Source organism: Sphaerimonospora sp. CA-214678, assembly GCF_050942215.1.
In the GTDB taxonomy this organism is placed as follows: domain Bacteria; phylum Actinomycetota; class Actinomycetes; order Streptosporangiales; family Streptosporangiaceae; genus Sphaerimonospora.
In genome coordinates, this window is the sequence record NZ_CP192056.1 from 5,604,019 (window position 1) to 5,621,643 (window position 17,625).

Annotated in this window: 22 protein-coding genes; 9 read left to right on the forward strand and 13 right to left on the reverse strand. The window is 66.4% G+C overall.

The features are described from left to right. The first annotated feature begins 310 nt into the window (after positions 1-310). Positions 311-970 carry a hypothetical protein gene (locus tag ACQP1K_RS24990; protein ID WP_433498129.1) on the forward strand — a complete coding sequence of 220 codons (660 nt, stop codon included), beginning with the start codon at positions 311-313 and terminating at the stop codon, positions 968-970. Between the two features lie 104 nt (positions 971-1,074). On the opposite strand, the gene ACQP1K_RS24995 is transcribed toward ACQP1K_RS24990, so the two are convergent. Then, entirely contained in the window at positions 1,075-1,569 is a 495-nt protein-coding gene (locus tag ACQP1K_RS24995) for a hypothetical protein (protein WP_433498130.1), read from the reverse strand. 167 nt (positions 1,570-1,736) lie between these two features. On the opposite strand from ACQP1K_RS24995, the gene ACQP1K_RS25000 reads away from it, so the two are divergent. Further along, positions 1,737-1,994, forward strand: a complete 258-nt coding sequence (locus ACQP1K_RS25000; RefSeq protein WP_433498131.1) for a hypothetical protein — start codon at positions 1,737-1,739, stop codon at positions 1,992-1,994. A 1-nt stretch (position 1,995) separates the two neighbouring features. Here the strand turns inward: ACQP1K_RS25000 and ACQP1K_RS25005 are convergent, their stop codons facing one another. Then, the gene (locus ACQP1K_RS25005) at positions 1,996-2,196 is read right to left on the reverse strand and encodes a hypothetical protein (protein ID WP_433498132.1); all 201 of its coding nucleotides are present in this window, start codon (positions 2,194-2,196) and stop codon (positions 1,996-1,998) included. 277 nt (positions 2,197-2,473) lie between these two features. Between ACQP1K_RS25005 and ACQP1K_RS25010 the strand changes: the two genes are divergently transcribed. The 3 genes from ACQP1K_RS25010 to ACQP1K_RS25020 all read left to right on the forward strand — a co-directional run bounded on the left by ACQP1K_RS25010 (position 2,474) and on the right by ACQP1K_RS25020 (position 3,921). After that, positions 2,474-2,737, forward strand: a complete 264-nt coding sequence (locus tag ACQP1K_RS25010) for a type II toxin-antitoxin system Phd/YefM family antitoxin (RefSeq protein WP_433498133.1) — start codon at positions 2,474-2,476, stop codon at positions 2,735-2,737. Continuing rightward, positions 2,734-2,991 carry a Txe/YoeB family addiction module toxin gene (locus ACQP1K_RS25015; RefSeq protein ID WP_433498134.1) on the forward strand — a complete coding sequence of 86 codons (258 nt, stop codon included), beginning with the start codon at positions 2,734-2,736 and terminating at the stop codon, positions 2,989-2,991. Before ACQP1K_RS25010 ends, ACQP1K_RS25015 begins: the two co-directional genes overlap by 4 nt. A gap of 474 nt (positions 2,992-3,465) precedes the next feature. Then, entirely contained in the window at positions 3,466-3,921 is a 456-nt protein-coding gene (locus ACQP1K_RS25020; RefSeq protein WP_433498135.1) for a hypothetical protein, read from the forward strand. 174 nt (positions 3,922-4,095) lie between these two features. On the opposite strand, the gene ACQP1K_RS25025 is transcribed toward ACQP1K_RS25020, so the two are convergent. The 5 genes from ACQP1K_RS25025 to ACQP1K_RS25045 all read right to left on the reverse strand — a co-directional run bounded on the left by ACQP1K_RS25025 (position 4,096) and on the right by ACQP1K_RS25045 (position 7,584). Continuing rightward, positions 4,096-4,902, reverse strand: a complete 807-nt coding sequence (locus ACQP1K_RS25025) for an endonuclease/exonuclease/phosphatase family protein (RefSeq protein ID WP_433498136.1) — start codon at positions 4,900-4,902, stop codon at positions 4,096-4,098. A 587-nt stretch (positions 4,903-5,489) separates the two neighbouring features. Then, the gene (locus ACQP1K_RS25030; protein WP_433498137.1) at positions 5,490-6,167 is read right to left on the reverse strand and encodes a DUF5701 family protein; all 678 of its coding nucleotides are present in this window, start codon (positions 6,165-6,167) and stop codon (positions 5,490-5,492) included. Beyond that, positions 6,164-6,448 (reverse strand): virginiamycin B lyase family protein, encoded by a 285-nt coding sequence (locus tag ACQP1K_RS25035; protein WP_433501640.1) that lies wholly within the window; start codon positions 6,446-6,448, stop codon positions 6,164-6,166. Before ACQP1K_RS25035 ends, ACQP1K_RS25030 begins: the two co-directional genes overlap by 4 nt. A gap of 5 nt (positions 6,449-6,453) precedes the next feature. Continuing rightward, entirely contained in the window at positions 6,454-7,095 is a 642-nt protein-coding gene (locus ACQP1K_RS25040; RefSeq protein ID WP_433501641.1) for a CatB-related O-acetyltransferase, read from the reverse strand. A 132-nt stretch (positions 7,096-7,227) separates the two neighbouring features. Next, positions 7,228-7,584, reverse strand: coding sequence for a sigma-70 factor domain-containing protein (locus ACQP1K_RS25045; protein WP_433498138.1), 357 nt, complete (start codon positions 7,582-7,584; stop codon positions 7,228-7,230). A 116-nt stretch (positions 7,585-7,700) separates the two neighbouring features. On the opposite strand from ACQP1K_RS25045, the gene ACQP1K_RS25050 reads away from it, so the two are divergent. Further along, positions 7,701-8,345 (forward strand): TetR/AcrR family transcriptional regulator, encoded by a 645-nt coding sequence (locus ACQP1K_RS25050; protein WP_433498139.1) that lies wholly within the window; start codon positions 7,701-7,703, stop codon positions 8,343-8,345. Positions 8,346-8,526: 181 nt separating this feature from the next. On the opposite strand, the gene ACQP1K_RS25055 is transcribed toward ACQP1K_RS25050, so the two are convergent. Together ACQP1K_RS25055 and ACQP1K_RS25060 are read right to left on the reverse strand one after the other, a co-directional pair. Beyond that, positions 8,527-9,078, reverse strand: a complete 552-nt coding sequence (locus ACQP1K_RS25055; RefSeq protein WP_433498140.1) for a hypothetical protein — start codon at positions 9,076-9,078, stop codon at positions 8,527-8,529. 41 nt (positions 9,079-9,119) lie between these two features. Continuing rightward, positions 9,120-9,584 (reverse strand): MarR family winged helix-turn-helix transcriptional regulator, encoded by a 465-nt coding sequence (locus tag ACQP1K_RS25060; protein WP_433498141.1) that lies wholly within the window; start codon positions 9,582-9,584, stop codon positions 9,120-9,122. A gap of 113 nt (positions 9,585-9,697) precedes the next feature. Between ACQP1K_RS25060 and ACQP1K_RS25065 the strand changes: the two genes are divergently transcribed. Together ACQP1K_RS25065 and ACQP1K_RS25070 are read left to right on the forward strand one after the other, a co-directional pair. After that, the gene (locus tag ACQP1K_RS25065) at positions 9,698-10,261 is read left to right on the forward strand and encodes a YceI family protein (RefSeq protein WP_433498142.1); all 564 of its coding nucleotides are present in this window, start codon (positions 9,698-9,700) and stop codon (positions 10,259-10,261) included. 72 nt (positions 10,262-10,333) lie between these two features. Next, positions 10,334-11,101, forward strand: a complete 768-nt coding sequence (locus ACQP1K_RS25070) for a pirin family protein (RefSeq protein WP_433498143.1) — start codon at positions 10,334-10,336, stop codon at positions 11,099-11,101. A 187-nt stretch (positions 11,102-11,288) separates the two neighbouring features. On the opposite strand, the gene ACQP1K_RS25075 is transcribed toward ACQP1K_RS25070, so the two are convergent. The 4 genes from ACQP1K_RS25075 to ACQP1K_RS25090 form a co-directional block, all read right to left on the reverse strand. Continuing rightward, positions 11,289-11,747: a hemerythrin domain-containing protein gene (locus ACQP1K_RS25075; RefSeq protein WP_433498144.1), complete on the reverse strand. Its 459-nt coding sequence runs from the start codon at positions 11,745-11,747 to the stop codon at positions 11,289-11,291. 224 nt (positions 11,748-11,971) lie between these two features. Further along, on the reverse strand, positions 11,972-14,020 hold the full coding sequence (locus tag ACQP1K_RS25080; RefSeq protein WP_433498145.1) for a SpoIIE family protein phosphatase: 2,049 nt from the start codon (positions 14,018-14,020) through the stop codon (positions 11,972-11,974). Between the two features lie 217 nt (positions 14,021-14,237). Next, entirely contained in the window at positions 14,238-14,915 is a 678-nt protein-coding gene (gene trhA / locus ACQP1K_RS25085) for a PAQR family membrane homeostasis protein TrhA (protein WP_433498146.1), read from the reverse strand. Positions 14,916-15,064: 149 nt separating this feature from the next. Further along, positions 15,065-15,670 carry a DUF1707 SHOCT-like domain-containing protein gene (locus tag ACQP1K_RS25090; protein WP_433498147.1) on the reverse strand — a complete coding sequence of 202 codons (606 nt, stop codon included), beginning with the start codon at positions 15,668-15,670 and terminating at the stop codon, positions 15,065-15,067. A 348-nt stretch (positions 15,671-16,018) separates the two neighbouring features. Here ACQP1K_RS25090 and ACQP1K_RS25095 point away from each other — a divergent pair, with 348 nt between their 5' ends. Further along, on the forward strand, positions 16,019-17,575 hold the full coding sequence (locus ACQP1K_RS25095) for an ISL3 family transposase (RefSeq protein WP_433501477.1): 1,557 nt from the start codon (positions 16,019-16,021) through the stop codon (positions 17,573-17,575). Positions 17,576-17,625: the final 50 nt, after the last annotated feature.

Sequence of the window (17,625 nt, forward strand, 5' to 3'; positions counted from 1 at the left end):
CGGGCCTGGCGGCCCTGCGGTCCGGTTCCACTTGGCACCGGACGACGAGGGCGGGCCATCGGACGTGGCGCGGCACAGCAACGCGTACAGCGACACTGGACGGGATCACACTTCACCGGTCCGCATCTCGCTCAGGAGCAGCACGGGCGGGACGACAGAGGACACACACATCGCCGAGGGCGTGCAAGTAGCGTTTCCCGAAGCCAAGCGGCTGCAGCGCTAGCAGACGAGATGAAGCGGAACAAGATCTCTGCGCCCAACCGTTGACGCATCAGCAACTCTAGATACTTGCGTCGCGGAGGAGCGCTGGATGCCTGAGTCAGAAGAGCCGCCAAGCGGGCGGCCTCTAGACCGAAGGTCTGCTACCGGAAGCATGCTCAGCGGCATTGGCACCGTAGCCACAGTCATACTTACAGTAATTATCTTCTTCATTACTCAACAGCAGCAGCGAGAACAAGAGCTGATCCAGCAGTGGCAACAACAGCAGCAGTTGCAGTACAAGGCGCAAGAACTCCTGCAGCAGCAGCAACTACGGGATCAGGAGAAACGATTACGTCTAGCCCAACAAGAACAGGAAGATACGCTTAGGAATGTTAGCTTCGCGGAACGCGTTCTTGTCAGTACCTTCATGCAAGGAAATGACTACAAGGTTATAATCGGCAACGCCAATTCTGCGCCTGCTGATGTCTGGGTCTTCATCAAGTCCGTAAGTGGCAGCAAGCACCCAACTCGAGGACTTCGAATTCTTCCCTGTGACCGAGTCGCCATGCTGGTGCCCGCTCGCCACAGTTGGCAAGTAATTGTCCAAAGGGGAGGTAGGTTCTGGACTACGGGGAGCAATCCTGGAGCGATCCCCCTCGAGCAATTCGTAAATGCCTATGGGATTAAGAACAGAAAGGGGCAAGCGACGCTGACCTACGAAGGGTTTGTTTCGCTGCCCCTAGAGCCCGCTAGGGGTTGCAGCATCTAGGTTGGTGGTGATGGCCGTCTGGTCCGTGGAGGGTGGAGTGGGGCTCCAAGGCGAAAGGTTCGGGGCGAGGCTACTGACTGAAGGACAGATTCGCACGTGCACCCCTATCCTTCAAGCAATTTCTCGGCCTTAGCAAGTATGTCGCGGGCGGTGCGCCAATACGCCTCCAAGGTGTCGATTACTGGTTTCTCGTCGAAGGCTCCACCTTTGAAGCGCCATTCAAGTGATACTTGAATATGGATAACGTTCGCGGCGAGTGCCTCGACGGTCATCCTAGTAGGTTCGGGTTGAGGGATCGGCGTCACTAGGTCGACATTTACCCGTGCTTCGGTTCGCGACTCGATCCGTTTCAGCTCCGCGTGGCGTAGTTCGGTAATTTCTTTCTGGATGCTGCGGTCGATCCCATTCCACCACGCAGAAAACTTATTGCTGCGTTGTCCTTTGCTTTCATCAGCGATGCTGCGGGTGACACCCGCGAGCAAATCCAGGACGTAGGGAAGCCGGTCGCGAAACGCAACCTCGTCCTGGATGTAGATCTTCAGGTCGTTCAACATGCGCTCGCCTCGGGCGAGGCTCTCATGCGCACGCAGCAGCTTCATGCTCGCGAGACTACTGTGAGGGCCTTGTCCGTTGACAAGGCTCACCCCGTAGCACAGGGAATGGAGCCGCCGAACCTGTTTACAGGCAGCCCCAGTCGAGGCCAGGCGAGCAGCGAGTTCCACAGCCGCACCGTGCAATCGCTGCTGCCGATGGCGATCAGGTGGTCGTGACCGTTCGTCCGAAGGCCGAACGGGAGACGGCGCTCCTCCTTACCCGCGCCGCCACTCCCGATCAGGAAAGACGGGTCGGCGATCAGTCCGGCGGCCGAGTTGTCCTCTTCCTGTACACCGGTAACTTCGCCAAGGAGTACGAGCCGCTCAGGTCAGCGGGCGTCTTCTTCGAGGAGTTCCCGCGCCGCGAGCCTTATGGCATTGTGGCCGTCTTCCACGACCTACGGCAACCGATGGGACCTGCTGCAACTTAAGTCATCCGACGTAGGGCAGGCCGGTGCCGGTGAGGTAGTGGCCGATCCGCAACCGCATTGACCTGTCCATCGGCAGGGCCTTGACCTGGTCGCGGGGGACCCATCGGACCTCGATGGATTGGTCGGCGGCCAGTTCTGCCTCCCACATGGCCAGATCGGCAACCTGGTCAAGGCAGGGGCTGATCGGGGATGATGAGGACACGAGCGCGGGTCCTGTGGCGATCCTTCGGCTTAGACACCTGAAAGATCAGCAGAAGTCACGCTCGTTCCGCAATCCGGCGACGACGATCAGACGAGTCGCCCATACAGCGTCAAACATCCATCATGCCGGGCCGCGCCCTCCTGCGAGGTGCCGCATGGGCGCTTCTGGGTTTCTCCCCGCTCAGGGTTGAGATCTTTCAGCGTGCCCACACGACAGCCTTGCAACTGATGTACGCGATTACGTACACTCCAGAGATAGGGAGGATACGATGCACCCGATGTCCGCGAGCGAGTTCCGCTCGAACCTGGCAGCGGCCCTGGACCGCGTCACCGAAGATCTCGACGAGATCGTAGTGACCCGGCCCAACCGCGAGCCCGCTGTCGTAATCAGTCTGCGCGAGTACGAGTCCCTGAAGGAGACGGCGTTCCTCCTCGGCATTCCCGCCAACGCCCGTCACCTCGCCGCGTCCATACAAAGCCTGCGCGGCGGCCAGGCCCAGCCTCGTGAACTCATCGAAGACGACGACCAGAAAACCGAGTGAAGATCCTCTTCACGCCAGAGGCCTGGGACGACTACCTCTGGTGGCAGCAGAACGACCACGTAACCCTCAAACGGCTGAACCGACTGATCGAAGACATCTGCCGCAACGGTTATGAAGGCATCGGCAAACCCGAACCCCTCCGGCAAAACCTGTCAGGTTTCTGGTCACGCCGCATCACCACCGAACACCGCATCGTCTACGCCATCGAAGCCGACATCGTCCAGATCGTCGCCTGCCGCACCCACTACGAATGAAATACCGGCGATCGTCGTACGCTCAATGCGGTGGTGTGGCCGGGTGAGATCGGTGTCCACAGCCGCTACCTCTGCGCGAACAGGAGGCGGGTGGTGAGGGTGAAGGGATGTGCAATTGGTTCGCCTCCCCCCACCGACTCGAACCCCCATCATGCAGGCGGCCGTTGGCCTGGGCGGATTAGCTTCGAGGCAAACCAAAGCCCATTTACCAGGGGCTTCTCTATTTGTGATCAAGACTGCTGATCTGCAACCGGCTTGTGACCTGCCACTCCAGGTTGGAAAACGCTCACCGCATGTCGCGGTGGCTCGGGGTCGTCTTCTGATATGACTCATCCGCCCAGCCCACTGTCCCGTAGGGATTGGACGGGGCTACGGTGATTGAGCCACGTCCGTTGACGCGCGGCCACCCACACCTTCGGACTGGTTTCCTAGAAGCAGCGATAATTGTTGAGCAAGAGTGCGTAGCCTAGCCATATGACGCGATGGATGAAGGTGGGGCCGGCAGAGCTCGGTGCAGCTGCGGAGCTCATCGTCGCCGCCGAGTTCACTGTCTCGGGCTACCAGGTCTTCCGGCCGCTTTCGGACGTGCGGAAGGCAGAGTTGCTGGTTGACCTAGGAGAAGGCCGCCATTTGATGGTACGAGTCAAGTCAGTCCGAGGTCCGAATTATGTGTTCGTACCAAAGTCCAGCTTCCCCCTCGACAACCATCGGGCGCTCGCTTTGGTGGTATTCCCGGAGGACGCGGACCAGCCTGAGCTCTTTCTGATCCCTGCAAGGGTGTGGCACGAACTTCCTCCACCGTTTGTCGCCCCAGATTATGCAGGGCTGAAGAGTAAGCCGGAGTACGGCATCCGGTTGAATAGCAAGTGGCGAGAGCAACTCGCGACCTGGCGGGTGCGACCTGGCGATCCCCTTCCTGCGGCCTTCTGAACTTGCAGGTTGCGTGAAGGATCGGCGGATGAGCCGGGCTTCACCCCGCCGCGGGACATACGCGGGGTGATCTTCTCCAGTCTATGGGCCATACGAGGCGTTCACGCAGCTCACATGCCCTAGCCCAGCCGTACACCACCGCTCTGCTAAAACGGGTGCCGCAGTTACCCGTTCTCAGAGCCGGAGGTCGAGCAGCAAAGGACGGTGGTCCGACACCTCGGGCGTGGTCACGATCTCGAACCGTTCGACAGCGGCGGATTCGGAAACGAGCAGGTAGCTCGCGTGTCGTAAGGGCTTGCGGTAGCGCGAAGTCCGAGTGTCGGCGTCCCGCACCAGGTCAACCAGTTCCAGCCCGGCCAGGATCCGGAAGGTCTCACTGTCGGGCAGCACGTTGAAGTCGCCGCACACTACGGTCAGATCGCCCTTCTCGCGCGCATCGGCGACGAAGTCCGCGAGGCGTTCAGCCTGTGCGCGACGGGCCGGAGTGTCAGCCTTTCCGCTCGCGTCCCGCAGGCCGTGGAAGTTCACGACAGTGACGAACCGCCCCACCTGGCGGTCGAAGACACGCACGGCCAGGGCGGCGCGGGGCCGACCTTCGCTCGGCCACCGGTCGTGGTGTTCGGCATAGTCGCCGTGCACGAACGCAGCCCGCATGCCGACCGGAGTAAGCGTTCGGGACACGAAGGTGGCAAGCCCGAAGTCCTGCCGATGCGCACGGCGTTCGTGGTCGTACACTGGCCCTGAGTCACTCGCACTGAACAGGCCGTGGTGGCGGGGCAGGCGCAAGCGGACGTCGGCCAGGAGATCTGCCCGCTGCGGCAGGGAGCGCTCGGCGTCGTCGAACCGCGTCCAGCCGCCAGCGGTCGGAGTGTGCGTCACCTCCTGCAGGCATAGGACGTCGGCGTCGTCGCAGGTGTCGAGCCAGCGGGCGAACTCGTTGAACATCGCGCCGCCCCAGGCGTTCAAGGAGATGATCCGCACGGTGACCAACCTAGGGCACTGCGGGGTGCGGGTATCAGCCACCTATCCACAGGGAACCCTGTCCTCTTCGCCACCGCCAACATGGGCGGCGGAGACTCGTGAATGGGCCAGCGCGTAACGGCCATCATCTCGCGCGCCCTCAAAGAGTGGCGTCACCACCGCTTCAGAAAGTGAAAAGGCCCCGGGATGGCCCGAGACCCCTCCAGAGCGGTTGAGATCTTGTTGTTGGCCTGGAGTGCCTGGCCTTCCACGCACTTGGCGTAGACGCGTTGGAGAACCTCCACACTGTGCCCGGCACGCTGGGCGACCTCGGTTGCCGGAATGCCGATGTTGAGCCGGAGCGAGACGGCCGCGTGCCGAAGGTCGTACGGCCGAGTCCTGGAGGATCTCCATCAGCACCGGCGAAAACTGGCGCTCCGGCAGGGCGAGAGTGAAGTTGGGAGCCGTCCTCGCGCCGCTGGCTGTGGACGGCACTAATCGTGGCCTCGTCGATGTCGATCCGCGCGAGCTCGGTAACGACGGCCAGGAGGTCGTGTCACCCGTCTGCCCGTTTGCGCGGACCTGTGAAACGTGCCGCCTGGTGTTGTCTACATGGTGACGCGCCGGGTGCCGGCGGAGGCCATGCCGAGCCAGGTGTGGGGGTTTCCTTCCCAGCACCAGCCGAGTTTGGGGGCGTTCTGGCTGATCCAGATGGCGGGGACCCGGCGGTCGCCGGAGCGGGAGCCGCCGAGGGAGAAGCATTTGTTCTTGACCAGGACCTGGGGGAAGTGGGTGATCAGCGCGATGCCTTCCTCGATGGTGAGCGGGGTGCGTCCTCTGGCGGCGATGGTGTCCATCGCGTCGCTGGGGACGACGCCGCAGAACTCCTCGCCGCGCTCGATATCGAACAGCAGGTACGCGCTCCGGCCGGGGAGCTCGACCGCGGGGATGGCGACGAATCGCTCGAGAGCGCCGGGCTCGAAGGAGTGATCGACGAACCCGGGTTTGCCTTTTCCGTACAGGGTGGTGCGTGGCATGGTCTGTTCGATCGCGGCGACCTGGCGGGTGAGCACGAGCAGGAACGGCACCCGGCCGGTCTCCAGATCGTACGTCGTGTGCCCGCAGCGTGTGACGAGCTCGCGTAGCGGGGTGAGCATCGCGTCGAACCGCGCGGCGTCGAGTCCGGCCATGGCCGGGTAGCCGAGGTCGATCAGGGTACGGACCTGCCGGTCGAACTCGGCACCCGGCTCGAAGGGACTCGGCTCGAAGGGAGTCGGCTGGATCATGAAATCCTCTCGATGTCAGAAGAAGGGGGCTGCACTGGAGCGATGCGGGCCAGCGCGCCGATTTCCAGCGCCGTCCGCAGGGCACCGTCGGGGCCGAGGGTGATGCCGTGTGGCTCGCAGCCGGGTGTGGACAGGTTGTGTACCGCGATGGTGCCGTCGGCGGTGATGGAGCCGACGCGGCCCGTGCCCCACTCGGTGAACCACGCGATGCCGTCGGTGCCGGTGGTGATGGCGTGCGGCCCGGCGTCGCGGTCGGCCACGGCGTACTCTTCGATGGTCACGCCGATCAACGGCTCTTCTCCAGTCGGTGTCCGGCGGCGATGCGGGCGATGTCGGCCGGGGTGCCGGCCATGATGGTGCGGGCGTGCTCGGTCACCAGCTCGGTGGGCCAGTCCCACCAGGCGGCCCGCAACAATCGTTCGATGTCGGCGTCATCGAAGCGGCGGCGGATGGGCTTGGCCGGGTTTCCGCCGACGATGGTGTAGGGCGGGACGTCGGCGGTGACCACGGCGCCGGTCGCGATGATGGCGCCGTCGCCGACGGTCACCCCGGGCATGACCGTGGCCTGGTAGCCGAACCAGACGTCGTTGCCGATCACGGTGTCGCCGCGACTGGGCATGCCGGTGACGATGTCGAGGGTGCGTTCGGCCCACTCGCCGCCGAACATGGTGAACGGGAAGGTGGACACGCCCATCGTCGGGTGGTCGGCGCCGGCCATCAGGAAGCGGGTGCCGGAGGCGATGGCGCAGTACTTGCCGATGATCAGCTTCTCCTGCCCATAGGCGTACAGCACATTGCGGTGCTCGAAGCCGGTCGCGCCGTCGGGGTCGTCGTAGTAGGTGTACTCGCCCACCTCGATGTTCGGGGAGCCGACCAGCGGTTTGAGGAAGACCACCCGCTCGTGGGCGGGCAGCGGATGCACGGTCATCGGGTCGGGAATCAAAGCGGGCGTCCTTTCGTAGGGGAGTCAGGCGAGGGGGTCGGCCAGGACGCGGGCGTGAGCGGGCTCACGCGGCTTGTGCATGCCTTCGGCTTCGATCTGGCGGATGCGTTCCCGGGGTCACCCCGAAGGTCCGGCCGATCTCGTCCAGGGTGTGGGGCGGCGGCGGTACGGCCAGGCCGTACAAGCGGCGGCGTACCGCCGGGCGATCGAGACGACCGGCCGCAGGTCGGCCTCGACCATGTGATCCCTGGCATCTCGGCCGTCGGCGGCGGGCCGTTCCAGCTCGCGCCGCTCGGACGGCCCGTCGCACCCCGACGGCGAGACGCTCCCGGCGAGCCTGCCGGCCTCGATGCGCCGGCCCGGTTCCACCTCCTGCTCGGCGGTGAGCAGCGGGGTGCGCCCGATCCGCGGGCGGTGGTCCTGCACCGAGTCGATGTCGATGACCCCCTTCGGGTGGCGGGCGGCAGTGGTCAATGGCCTGTCCTTCCGTGGTCGCGTCAGTGTGGGTCGGCAGGCACGGACCCGAACTTAGAATCAACCTAGTAATATGTCAAAGCTATATTTAGGCTGAGCCGAAGCAAGGTGGGTGCGTGAGCACGCGGAAGATGGGACTCAGAGAGCTGAAGAAGCAGCAGACCAGGGAGAACATCTCCAACCGCGCCACGCGGCTGTTCCTGGAGCACGGCTTCGACAAGGTGACGATCGCCGATGTGGCGGAGGCCGCGCAGGTGGCCAAGATGACGGTCACGAACTACTTTCCGCGCAAGGAGGACCTGGTCTTCGATCTGGGCGAGGAGTTCGTGCAGTCTCTGGCCCGGACCGTCCGACGAAGGGCGCCCGGCGAATCCGCCCTGGCCTCGCTCCGCCGCGCCTACCTGGCCGCGGTCGCCGAGCACGACCCGGTCATCGGCTTCTCCGGCCCCGCGTTCGCCCGGATGATCGACGCCAGCCCGGCCCTGATCGCCCGGCTACGGGAATTCCACGACGAGCGCGAGAAGGCCCTGGCCGACGCGCTCGCCATGGAGACCGGCGCCGGGCTCGACGACATCATGCCCCGGGTGGCCGCCGCCCAGCTCGGTGGCGTCCACCGGCTGCTGTTCGGCGAGACACTCCGCCGTACCATCGCGGGGCAGGGTGACGCGGAGATCGCGGCGGTTCTCACCCGCTATATCGACACCGCCTTCGGCCTCCTGGAACCCTCTCTGGGCGACTATGCCGTCCGCCCCGCCGGATGACCGCTGGGCTTGGCACTACAACTCCGCCCCGGTCCAACAGCGAGATCCATCCGCTGGCCGGTTCCCAAGAAGAGGCGCCCTCGCTACTCTTTCGGCGACCATGTGATGCGGCCCGACGGGCTTCGCGATCGTACGGCTTCGGCCGGAGCGGACAGGCCCCCACCGCACGAGTTCTCTCGTGCTACCTGGGGAGCAATCCGTGACGGCGCTGCGGCTGTCTGTCGAGAACCTGCTCGCCTCTCCCAACGAGGCCGCCCCGGCGGGGGTGATCGCCGAGCGCGTGCGCACCGCCAGTGGGCACCACCCCTCCCCCGCCGAGATCAAGTCCTGGCAACGCAGCCTCCCGGCCCTCGCACGCGATATGGCCGACGCCGGGCCACACCAGGTCGAGATGCTCGTGGAGTACAAGCTTCCGCTGACCAGCAAGCGCATCGACGTCGTCCTCGCCGGAGTGCATCCGCGTACCGGCGATGACTCGTACATCGTGGTCGAACTCAAGCAGTGGAGCCGCGCCGAGCCCTCCGAGCTGGGCGAGCATCTGGTCATCGTGGACGGCATGCCGGGGGGTGAGAGACTCAATCCCGCCGAACAGGTCCGCCGATACTGCGAGTACACGCGCGGCTTTTTCAGAGTGCTCAACGACAGGCCGGACGCCGTACACGGGGTCGCTTACCTGCACAACGCCATGGACCTGGACGTCGACGGTCTCGCCGACCAGGTCCGCGACGAGCACAGTCGCCTGTTCACCAAGCAGCGACGCGGCGAGTTCCTCCGCTACCGGTCGGCGCCGTCGAGCCGGGCCAGGACCCGGGTGGAGAGCTCTTCGAGTGTGGCGACCTGCTCGGGGGTGAGCTGGTCGAAGAACAGCCGCCGGACGGTTTCGACATGGTCGGGCGCGGCGGTCTCGATGGCGCTGCGGCCGGCCTCGGTGAGCACGATGAACGCGCCGCGGCCGTCGTCGGCGCATTCCTGGCGTTCGACCAGGCCGCGGCGCTGCATCCGGCTCAGGTGGTGCGACAGGCGGCTCTGCTCCCAGTCCAGCGCGCGTTGCATCTCATAGGGGCGCAGGCGCCCGCCGGGCGTGTCGGTGAGGTGGACCAGCACGTCGTAGTCGGCCAGCGACAGGCCGGAGGCCGCCTGCAGTTGCCGGTTCAGCGCGGCGCTCAGCCCTGCCTGCATGCGCAGATAGGCCCGCCAAGCACGCTGCTGGTCGTCGTCGAGCCATCGGGGAGCGTTCATGCCCCCCATTCTACCCGATCTACATGATGCATCATCCAGTTGCGGATCGATGATGTGTCATGTACGTTGGAGATAGTGAATGACACGTCATCTTCTTTCTCGGAGGTATCGACATGACCGCCACCACCGGCCTCGACCTGACCGCGTACACCGGCACCTACACCATCGACCCGGCACACACCCAGATCGGCTTCGTGGCCCGCCACGCGATGGTCACCAAGGTCCGCGGCACGTTCGACGACTTCGACGGCACGGTCGCCTTCGACGCCGCGAACCCCGCCGCCACCGCCGTGCGCGTGACCATCCAGGCGGCCGGTATCAACACCCGCAACAACCAGCGCGACGAGCACCTGCGGAGCAACGACTTCCTGGCGATGGAGGAGCACCCGCAGATCACGTTCGTCTCCACCGGCTTCCGGATGACCGGCGACGAGAGCTTCGACCTCACGGGCGACCTCACCATCAGAGGCGTCACCAACACGATCACCATCCCCTTCACCTTCGAGGGCGCCTCCGCCGACCCGTTCGGCAACACCCGGCTCGGGTTCGAGGGCTCGGTGGCGATCAACCGCAAGGACTACGGCGTGTCCTGGAACGCCGCGCTGGAGACCGGCGGCTTCCTGATCAGCGACAAGATCGTCCTGGAGTTCGAGGTCTCCGCGATCAAGAACGCTTGAGGGCGCCCGAACGGCGTCGCGGACACCCGGTCACCATCCCGACGCCGTCACCGTCACGAAAGGGAACCCGACATGACCACCCTGTCCCTCGCACCACGCATCGATGTCCGCCGCGCCGGTGAACGCTTCGTCACCGGGATCCACTGGCTGGACTCCAAGCACTCCTTCTCCTTCGGCCACCATTACGACGCCGCCAACACCCACCACGGACTGCTGTTGGTCAACAACGACGACGTCGTACGTGCGGGGACCGGCTTCGACACCCACCCGCACCGTGACATGGAGATCGTCACCTGGGTGCTGCAGGGTTCCCTGGTCCACCAGGACTCCGAGGGGCACAACGGCGTCATCTACCCGGGCCTGGCCCAGCGGATGAGCGCCGGCACCGGCATCCTGCACTCGGAGAAGAACGACTCCTGGCGCCTTGGCGGTGACGTCCACGACGAGCCGGTGCATTTCGTGCAGATGTGGGTGGTGCCCGACGAGACGGGCATTACCCCCGGTTACGAGCAACTGGAGATCGACGCCGAGCTTCTCGGCGGAGGGCTGGTGCCGGTCGCCTCCGGCATGGCCGAGCACGACGGGGCCGCCGCCATCCGGATCAAGAACCGCTACGCCGCGCTGTACGCGGCCCGCCTGCGGGCCGGGCAGAGCGTACAACTGCCCGAGGCGCCGTTCCTGCACCTGTTCGTGCCGCGAGGTACGGTCGACCTCGAGGGCGCGGGCACGCTGGGCACCGGTGACGCCGTACGCTTCACCGCCACCGGCGGTCAGAGGGTCACCGCCGCCGAGCCGGCCGAGATCCTGGTGTGGGAGATGCACGCCGCCATCGCCGCCTGAAGACGGCCGCGAACGGCTCGCGAGTCTCACAGCGCCGAGGCAGGCCTGGCGCAGGCCGAACGCCGCAGGGGCGGGCAGGCGCCCGGCCGAGCCCATCATGCACCGGCGCGGCCGCCGCAGGCCGGCTTGATCAGCCGGCCGGGTGTGGCCGCTTCGGCGCCGGCCGCGCACAGAGCGGAGGAAGCGGTCAGGCGTTCGCTCGCCGGCACACCCAGCCCTCGGGAATACGACCGGACGCGAGGAATTTCTGGAGATGATCGGTCGCCTCGGGCGTCAGCACCGCGTCGGCCTGCGGATAGATGATGGGCTCTTCCTTGGAGTTGTGCTGTTCGAGCAGGTTGAGCAGCTCGGTGCACTGCTCCCGCACCGCATCGGCCGCGACGCCCTTGCCGATCTCCGCGTCCAGGCGATCCATCGCCTGCCAGAGTCCGCCGTGCTCGCGCAGCATGACGAAGATCGGTGCCATCATGCCCGCCTCACGCAACGGCGGGAACAGGAACTCCTCTTCGAGGTAGATGTGGCGGCGCAGCCCCTCGAGCGCGCGCTTCAGCGGCGTGGTGTCCTCGCCGCCCTCGGCCAGGCCGGCGACGAATGCTTCGATCCCCTCGTCGATCTCGCGGTGTTCGCGCTCCAGCGCCGACGACAATGTTCCACTCTCCGCCACGTGATCTCCTTCTGCCGACGTCGCCATCGGTGTCGCGCCGGCGGTGTCATGCCGTACCGGGGCGCCGATGCCTCGCGATCGTTTTCCCTGGGCTCGACTTTCCCCCATCCTACTTGTTTTTACAACGGTACTTGGATAAAAATCCGAAAGGGACGAGCGGAAGCCGACGCGCACGGCGGCCGGCGAGAGCCATCGTGGGCGAATCGTCAGCCGATGGGGGGCACCCGCAGTGCGATCAGCGCCACGTCGTCCTCCCCCGTCATGGGCATGCTGGTGAGCAGTCCGTCACAGAACCCGCTCAGGGGTTCGCCGGCGAGCGACTCGGCGTACCGCCGCAGCCGGTCCAGGCCCCGATCGAGATCCTCTTCCCTCTGCTCGACGAGCCCGTCGGTGTAGAGCAGCAGCGTGCTGGCGGGGGGCAGCGGCACTACGGCGCTGGTCCATGGCCGATCGTGGAGCACCAGACCGAGGAGCGGGTTGTCCGCCTCACGCAGGAAGCGGCTGTCGCCGTCGTGCGTGACCAGCAACGGCGGCAGATGTCCGGCCACCGCGTAGGTCAGGCGCCACGCGCCGTCCCCGGCCGCTTCGAGTCGCCCCAGCACGCAGGTCACGGTGATCGTCTCACCGTTCAAGGCCTCGAGGGCGGTGTCCAGGCGATGCAGGATGTCTCCCGGGGGCTCGTCACGGTCGACGGCCAGCGCCCGGACCATGTTCCGCACCTGGCTCATCCAGACGGCGGCGGCCAGGTCATGCCCGGCCACGTCTCCGATGGCCACTTCCACGGCACCGCTGGGCAGCGTGAACGCGTCGTACCAGTCCCCGCCGATCTCAGCGGCGGCCGGGCTCGCCTGGTAGCGGGCGGCGATCTCCATGCCCGGGACATGCGGCGGCTCCGCCAGCAGGCTGTGCTGCAGGGCGAGCGCCACCCGTTGGGTGCGCCGGAACCGCAGGGCCCTGCCGAGGGCGTCGTGCGTGTGATCGAGGATCTGCCCCATGAGCTCGACATCGCCCGGATCGATCGACGGCCGATCCCCGCAGGCGGTGGCGACCACCACCGCCGCCACCTCGCCTTGAACGACGAGCGGGATGATCGCCTGGCTGTGCGCCTCGGTCTCGGCCATCCACACCCTGGCCTTTGCGTCGTAGCCAGGCGGCGGCTCTCCCGGGGGAAAGGACACATAGCCGGGCCGGCGCTGCCGTACGGCGCGCATGAACTCACCCTCGGAGGGGTGATGCGCCTTCTGCCGCCGCTGCATTCTCGGCAGTCCGGCGCGTACGGCGGTGGCGATGCGCTCGGTGACGAACAGGTCGGACAGTCCGCCGGCGAGCTCGGGGAGCAGATGGATGTGGCAGGCGTCGGCGAGTTCGGGGACGATCACATCGGCCAGCGCCTGGAACATCTCCTCCAGATCGGAGATGTCCGCCACGGCGGCGGCGGCACGCTCGAGCAGCCTTCTGCACCGCTCCTCCTGCCACTCCTGTTCGATATCGGTGGAGGCGCCCACCCACTCGACCACGGCGCCGTCCTTGCACACGGGTACGGCTCGCAGCCGGAAGTGCCGGTAGGTGCCGTCGAGGACGCGTACGCGGAAGACCTGTTCGATCAGCGGGGGGACCTCTTCAGCGGCCCGGAGCCAGGTATCCGTGATCGACGTGCGATCCTCGGGATGTACGACCTGCAGCCATCCGTAGCCGCGGTACTCCTCCCGTGTCTGCCCGGTCATCTTCTTCCAGTCCGGGCTCACCTCTCTGAACCTGCCGCTGGGGTCGCTGACCCACACCGTATGCGCGTTCACCCATATCAGGCTCTGGTATCGGCGCAGGAGACGGCGCTGCTCCCGGGCCAGGGTGCGCATCCGCCTGGTGGCGACGAACTGTTCCGTGACCTCCACGATCACTTGCAGCACTCCGCTCTCCCCGCCGGGAAGAGGAACCTTCGCGAGGCTGTAGTGGAAGAAGCGCTCCTGTGATCCGCCCGAGGGGCAGGCCACCCTCGCGGAGGCCTGATCGCGCCGTACGGCCTCGCCCGTCTCCAGGACACGGTCGAACAGCGAAAGGGAGTCCTGCTGCAGGAGATTGCTGAACGCCTCGCGGACGGGCGTCCCGAGCGGGCGGTCACCGAACATCGCACGCAGGGCGTCGTTCAGGTACACCAGGCGATGTTCCCTTCCGGCGGTGACCAGCACCCCGACCGGCGACAGGTCGAACACCTCCAGCGGAAGGCCACTCGTTTCTTCCTCGCGGGCAACGCCCATTACCAGCTTCCTCCGTCGCACCATCCCCGTGCATCGACGACGAATGCAATCCCCCGACTAGCCCCAACTAGGAAATATAGATGCAAATCGCCCAACTGACATGTGCCGGTCGGGAGGGCATCCCGGCGGGACGGACATGCCGGCATGGTCAGCGCCGGTCCGATGCCGTCGCAGGCCGTCGGCACCCTCTCGCGAGGGGAAGGTGGACGGATCCGCCTCAGGAGTAGAGCGCGAAGTAGATGGCGATGTGGTGACAGAGCGCAGCCAGGAGCGTGCAGGCGTGGAAGAACTCGTGATGGCCGAAGACGGTCGGCCACGGGTTCGGCTTGCGCATGGCGTAGAAAACCGCGCCCAGGGTGTACAGGGCGCCGCCGACGAGGGCCAGCACGAGCACGGTCACCCCGCCCCTGTGCAGGATGTCGGGCAGCGCGATCACGGCCACCCAGCCGAGGGCGATGTAGACGGGGGTGGACAGCCACCGGGGGGCGTTCGGGGTGATCATCTTCATGCCCACGCCCAGGAGGGCACCGCCCCAGACCACCATCAGGATGATCTGCCGCAGGTCGCCGGGCAGCAGCAGAACGCTGATCGGCGTGTAGGTCCCGGCGATGAAGATGAAGATCATGGAATGGTCGAGCCGGCGCATCAGCCGATAGCCCCACTCCGACCAGACCCGGCGATGGTAGAGCGCGCTGGTACCGAACAGGGCGCACACGCTCAGGCTGTAGACGAGGCAGCCGAGGAAGGGGGACCAGCCGGGCCGGGCGGCGGCGAGCGAGCACAGGACGATGCCGCATACGGCCGCGATTCCGGAGGCGTAGGTGTGCAACCAGCCCCGCATCCGGGGCTTGCCGATGTCCACGGGTCGCAGGCGCATTGGATGGACCGACGTCATGACCTCTAGGTTACGCTTCCGTAGGTTACTCGTAAGTATGATCTCGAGCACACAGGCGGCGGGCCGCCCGGCGACGGGTCGTCATCGCCGAGGCCGTCGCCGGCCGCGGCCGGGATCGAACAGCGACGATGGCGTTCCAGGCGCGTCGCTCAGCGTTCGCGTCGGCGCCGGACCCTGCCGCTGACGCCGCCGAACAGCGCCAGCCCCTTCACCACGATCACCGGCGCCGACGGGTCGACGTCCGGGGGACTCTGCACGTCGAAGCCGCCGAAGACGCCGACTCCGTTGCAGCGCACCTCCACCCCCTCGGGCAGGATGATCTCGGCCCCGCCGAAGACCGCGTTGACCGTGATCTCGACCTCCTTGGCCTCGAACCGGGCCTCGGTCAGGTCGAACCGCAGACCGCCGAAGAGGGCGAAGGCCTTGGTCCGCCGCCGTACCCGCCAGCGGCCCTTGCGCTCGGCGCCGCCGAAGACGGCGACGATGTTCTCGGGCTCCGAGCTCGCGCCAGGCGCATAGGACACCGGGCTCGCGGCCGGACGGGGCCGGTCGACCTGTAGGTCGTGGGTGAGGACCTCGAGCTCCCCCATGGTCTTGGCCTGATAGAGCCTGTCCAGGCGCTCGGAGTACTCCTCGTGGGTCAGCTGGCCGGTGCTCAGCGCTTCGCCGAGGACGGCCGAGACCTGGTCCCTGTCGTTGTCCGAAGCGCGCAGGCGCGCCGGCTGGGAGTCCCTATGCTGAGGAGGATTTTCCATACCGGTCACGATAGTTCTCATCCGCCGTGACGGGCAGGTCCGCCGGGTGTGAATCGCCCATGACGTACGGCACCGCCCACCGGCGCCACCTCCACCATGTCCATGCCGAGGCGACCGCAGTAGATCGACAGGGTCCACGGACCTGGGGCCGCGACCGCCGGGGTTCGCGCGGCGGGGCGAAGGCCGGCGGCAGGGGCCCTAGTGTCGACGGACTCCCGATACTGGCTCTGGCACTAATTTCGTGATCTTCCGGCGGAGGACTGCCGGTGGTGGTGATCATGTCGGGTGTCGATCTCGGAGTTGCTCGCGGTTCTCTTCCCCCACCTGGCCGACTTGGAGATCGACCAGGTGTACCGGTCCGGCAGGTCGGTACGGATCCGGGCCAGAACCCGCACATCGCAAGCAGCGTGCTCACGGTGCGGGACGGTTTCCCAACGCGTGCACAGCAGCTACGAGCGGCGGGTGTGCGACACCGCGGTCGGCGGCCAGGAGATAGTGCTTCACCTGCGGGTACGGCGGTTTCGGTGTGAGAACGACGACTGCGGCAGAAAGACCTTCGCTGAGCAGGTGACCGGGCTGACCGTCCGCTACGGCCGCTACAGCGTCCCGCTCCGCACGCTGCTGCAGACGATCGCACTGGCCTTGGGCGGCCGGGCCGGCGCCCGACTCACCCACCGCCTGGCCACCGCGGTCAACCGGATGACGCTGATCCGGCTGATCCGATCCCTGCCCGACCCCAAACCCGGCGATGGACCCCAGGTGCTGGGCGTGGACGACTTCGCCCTGCGCCGCGGTCACACCTACGGCACGATCCTGATCGACATCGCCACCAGCCAGCCGGTTGACGTGCTACCCGAACGCTCATCAGATGCGCTGGCCGCCTGGCTGAGCAAGCACCCCGACGTGGAGATCATCTGCCGGGACAGGGCCGGCTGCTATGCCGACGGCGCCGCCCGCGGTGCCCCGCAGGCGATCCAGGTCGCCGACCGGTGGCACATGTGGAGAAACCTCGGCGAGGCCGTCGAGCGGACCGTCACCAAGCACCGGGCCCACTTACGAGACCTGGTGGTCGCCACCTCACCGGGCGAGGTGCCCGCATCGGCGCCGGTCACCACCCCATCTGCAGGCGAGCTCGCTCCCTGCGAGCCGCGGTCGGACCGTCTGGCCGAGCGGACCCGCCGGCGGTATGCCCTCGTTCATCAATTGCTCACGCAAGGCCGTGACCTGCGCGCGATCGCCCGCGAGCTGAACTTGGCCCGCAATACCGTCCGCCGCTTCGCCCGCGCGAGCGATCCCGAGGAGTTGCTCGTGCACAACGGCACCGGCAAACGCCCCAAGATGATCGAGGAGTACGCCGGCTACCTGCGGCAGCGCTGGGAGCAGGGCTGCACCAACGCCGCGCAGCTCTACCAGGAGGTCACGGCCATGGGCTACGGCGGGACAGGCAGGTCGGTGCGCGAGTACGTCCGGCCCTGGAGATCCCAGATCGCCATCGTCCTGCCGCCACCACCGCCCACCGTCCGCCAGGCCACCGGCTGGTTCCTCCGCCACCCCGACACCCTCGAGGCCGACGATCACCAGCACCTGCAAACCTTGACCGCGGCCTGCCCGGCCCTGGCCGCGGTCCGCGAGCACGTCCGCTCTTTCGCCCAGATGATGACGCGGCTCACCGGCGACGGCCTGGAGCAGTGGATGAAGCGGATTCAGGCCGATGACCTGCCGGAACTGCACTCCTTCGTCACAGGACTACGCCGCGACTTCGACGCCGCCAAAGCCGGCCTGATCTTGCCTCACAGCTCGGGGAAGGTGGAGGGCCATGTCAACCGCATCAAGATGCTCAAGCGGCAGATGTATGGCCGGGCCAACCCCGACCTCCTACGCAAACGCATCCTCCTTGCCGACTGAGTCGGGTCAACGCACAGAATCAGTGCCAGAGCCTGAAGAGGCTCTGGCAC

Coding starts and splice junctions, on each gene's coding strand:
- ACQP1K_RS24990 (WP_433498129.1), top strand. CDS start 311: ATGCCTGAGTCAGAAGAGCCGCCAAGCGGGCGGCCTCTAGACCGAAGG.
- ACQP1K_RS24995 (WP_433498130.1), bottom strand. CDS start 1,569: ATGAAGCTGCTGCGTGCGCATGAGAGCCTCGCCCGAGGCGAGCGCATG.
- ACQP1K_RS25010 (WP_433498133.1), top strand. CDS start 2,474: ATGTCCGCGAGCGAGTTCCGCTCGAACCTGGCAGCGGCCCTGGACCGC.
- ACQP1K_RS25020 (WP_433498135.1), top strand. CDS start 3,466: ATGACGCGATGGATGAAGGTGGGGCCGGCAGAGCTCGGTGCAGCTGCG.
- ACQP1K_RS25030 (WP_433498137.1), bottom strand. CDS start 6,167: ATGATCCAGCCGACTCCCTTCGAGCCGAGTCCCTTCGAGCCGGGTGCC.
- ACQP1K_RS25040 (WP_433501641.1), bottom strand. CDS start 7,095: ATGACCGTGCATCCGCTGCCCGCCCACGAGCGGGTGGTCTTCCTCAAA.
- ACQP1K_RS25060 (WP_433498141.1), bottom strand. CDS start 9,584: ATGAACGCTCCCCGATGGCTCGACGACGACCAGCAGCGTGCTTGGCGG.
- ACQP1K_RS25065 (WP_433498142.1), top strand. CDS start 9,698: ATGACCGCCACCACCGGCCTCGACCTGACCGCGTACACCGGCACCTAC.
- ACQP1K_RS25070 (WP_433498143.1), top strand. CDS start 10,334: ATGACCACCCTGTCCCTCGCACCACGCATCGATGTCCGCCGCGCCGGT.
- ACQP1K_RS25080 (WP_433498145.1), bottom strand. CDS start 14,020: ATGGGCGTTGCCCGCGAGGAAGAAACGAGTGGCCTTCCGCTGGAGGTG.
- trhA (WP_433498146.1), bottom strand. CDS start 14,915: ATGACGTCGGTCCATCCAATGCGCCTGCGACCCGTGGACATCGGCAAG.
- ACQP1K_RS25090 (WP_433498147.1), bottom strand. CDS start 15,670: ATGGAAAATCCTCCTCAGCATAGGGACTCCCAGCCGGCGCGCCTGCGC.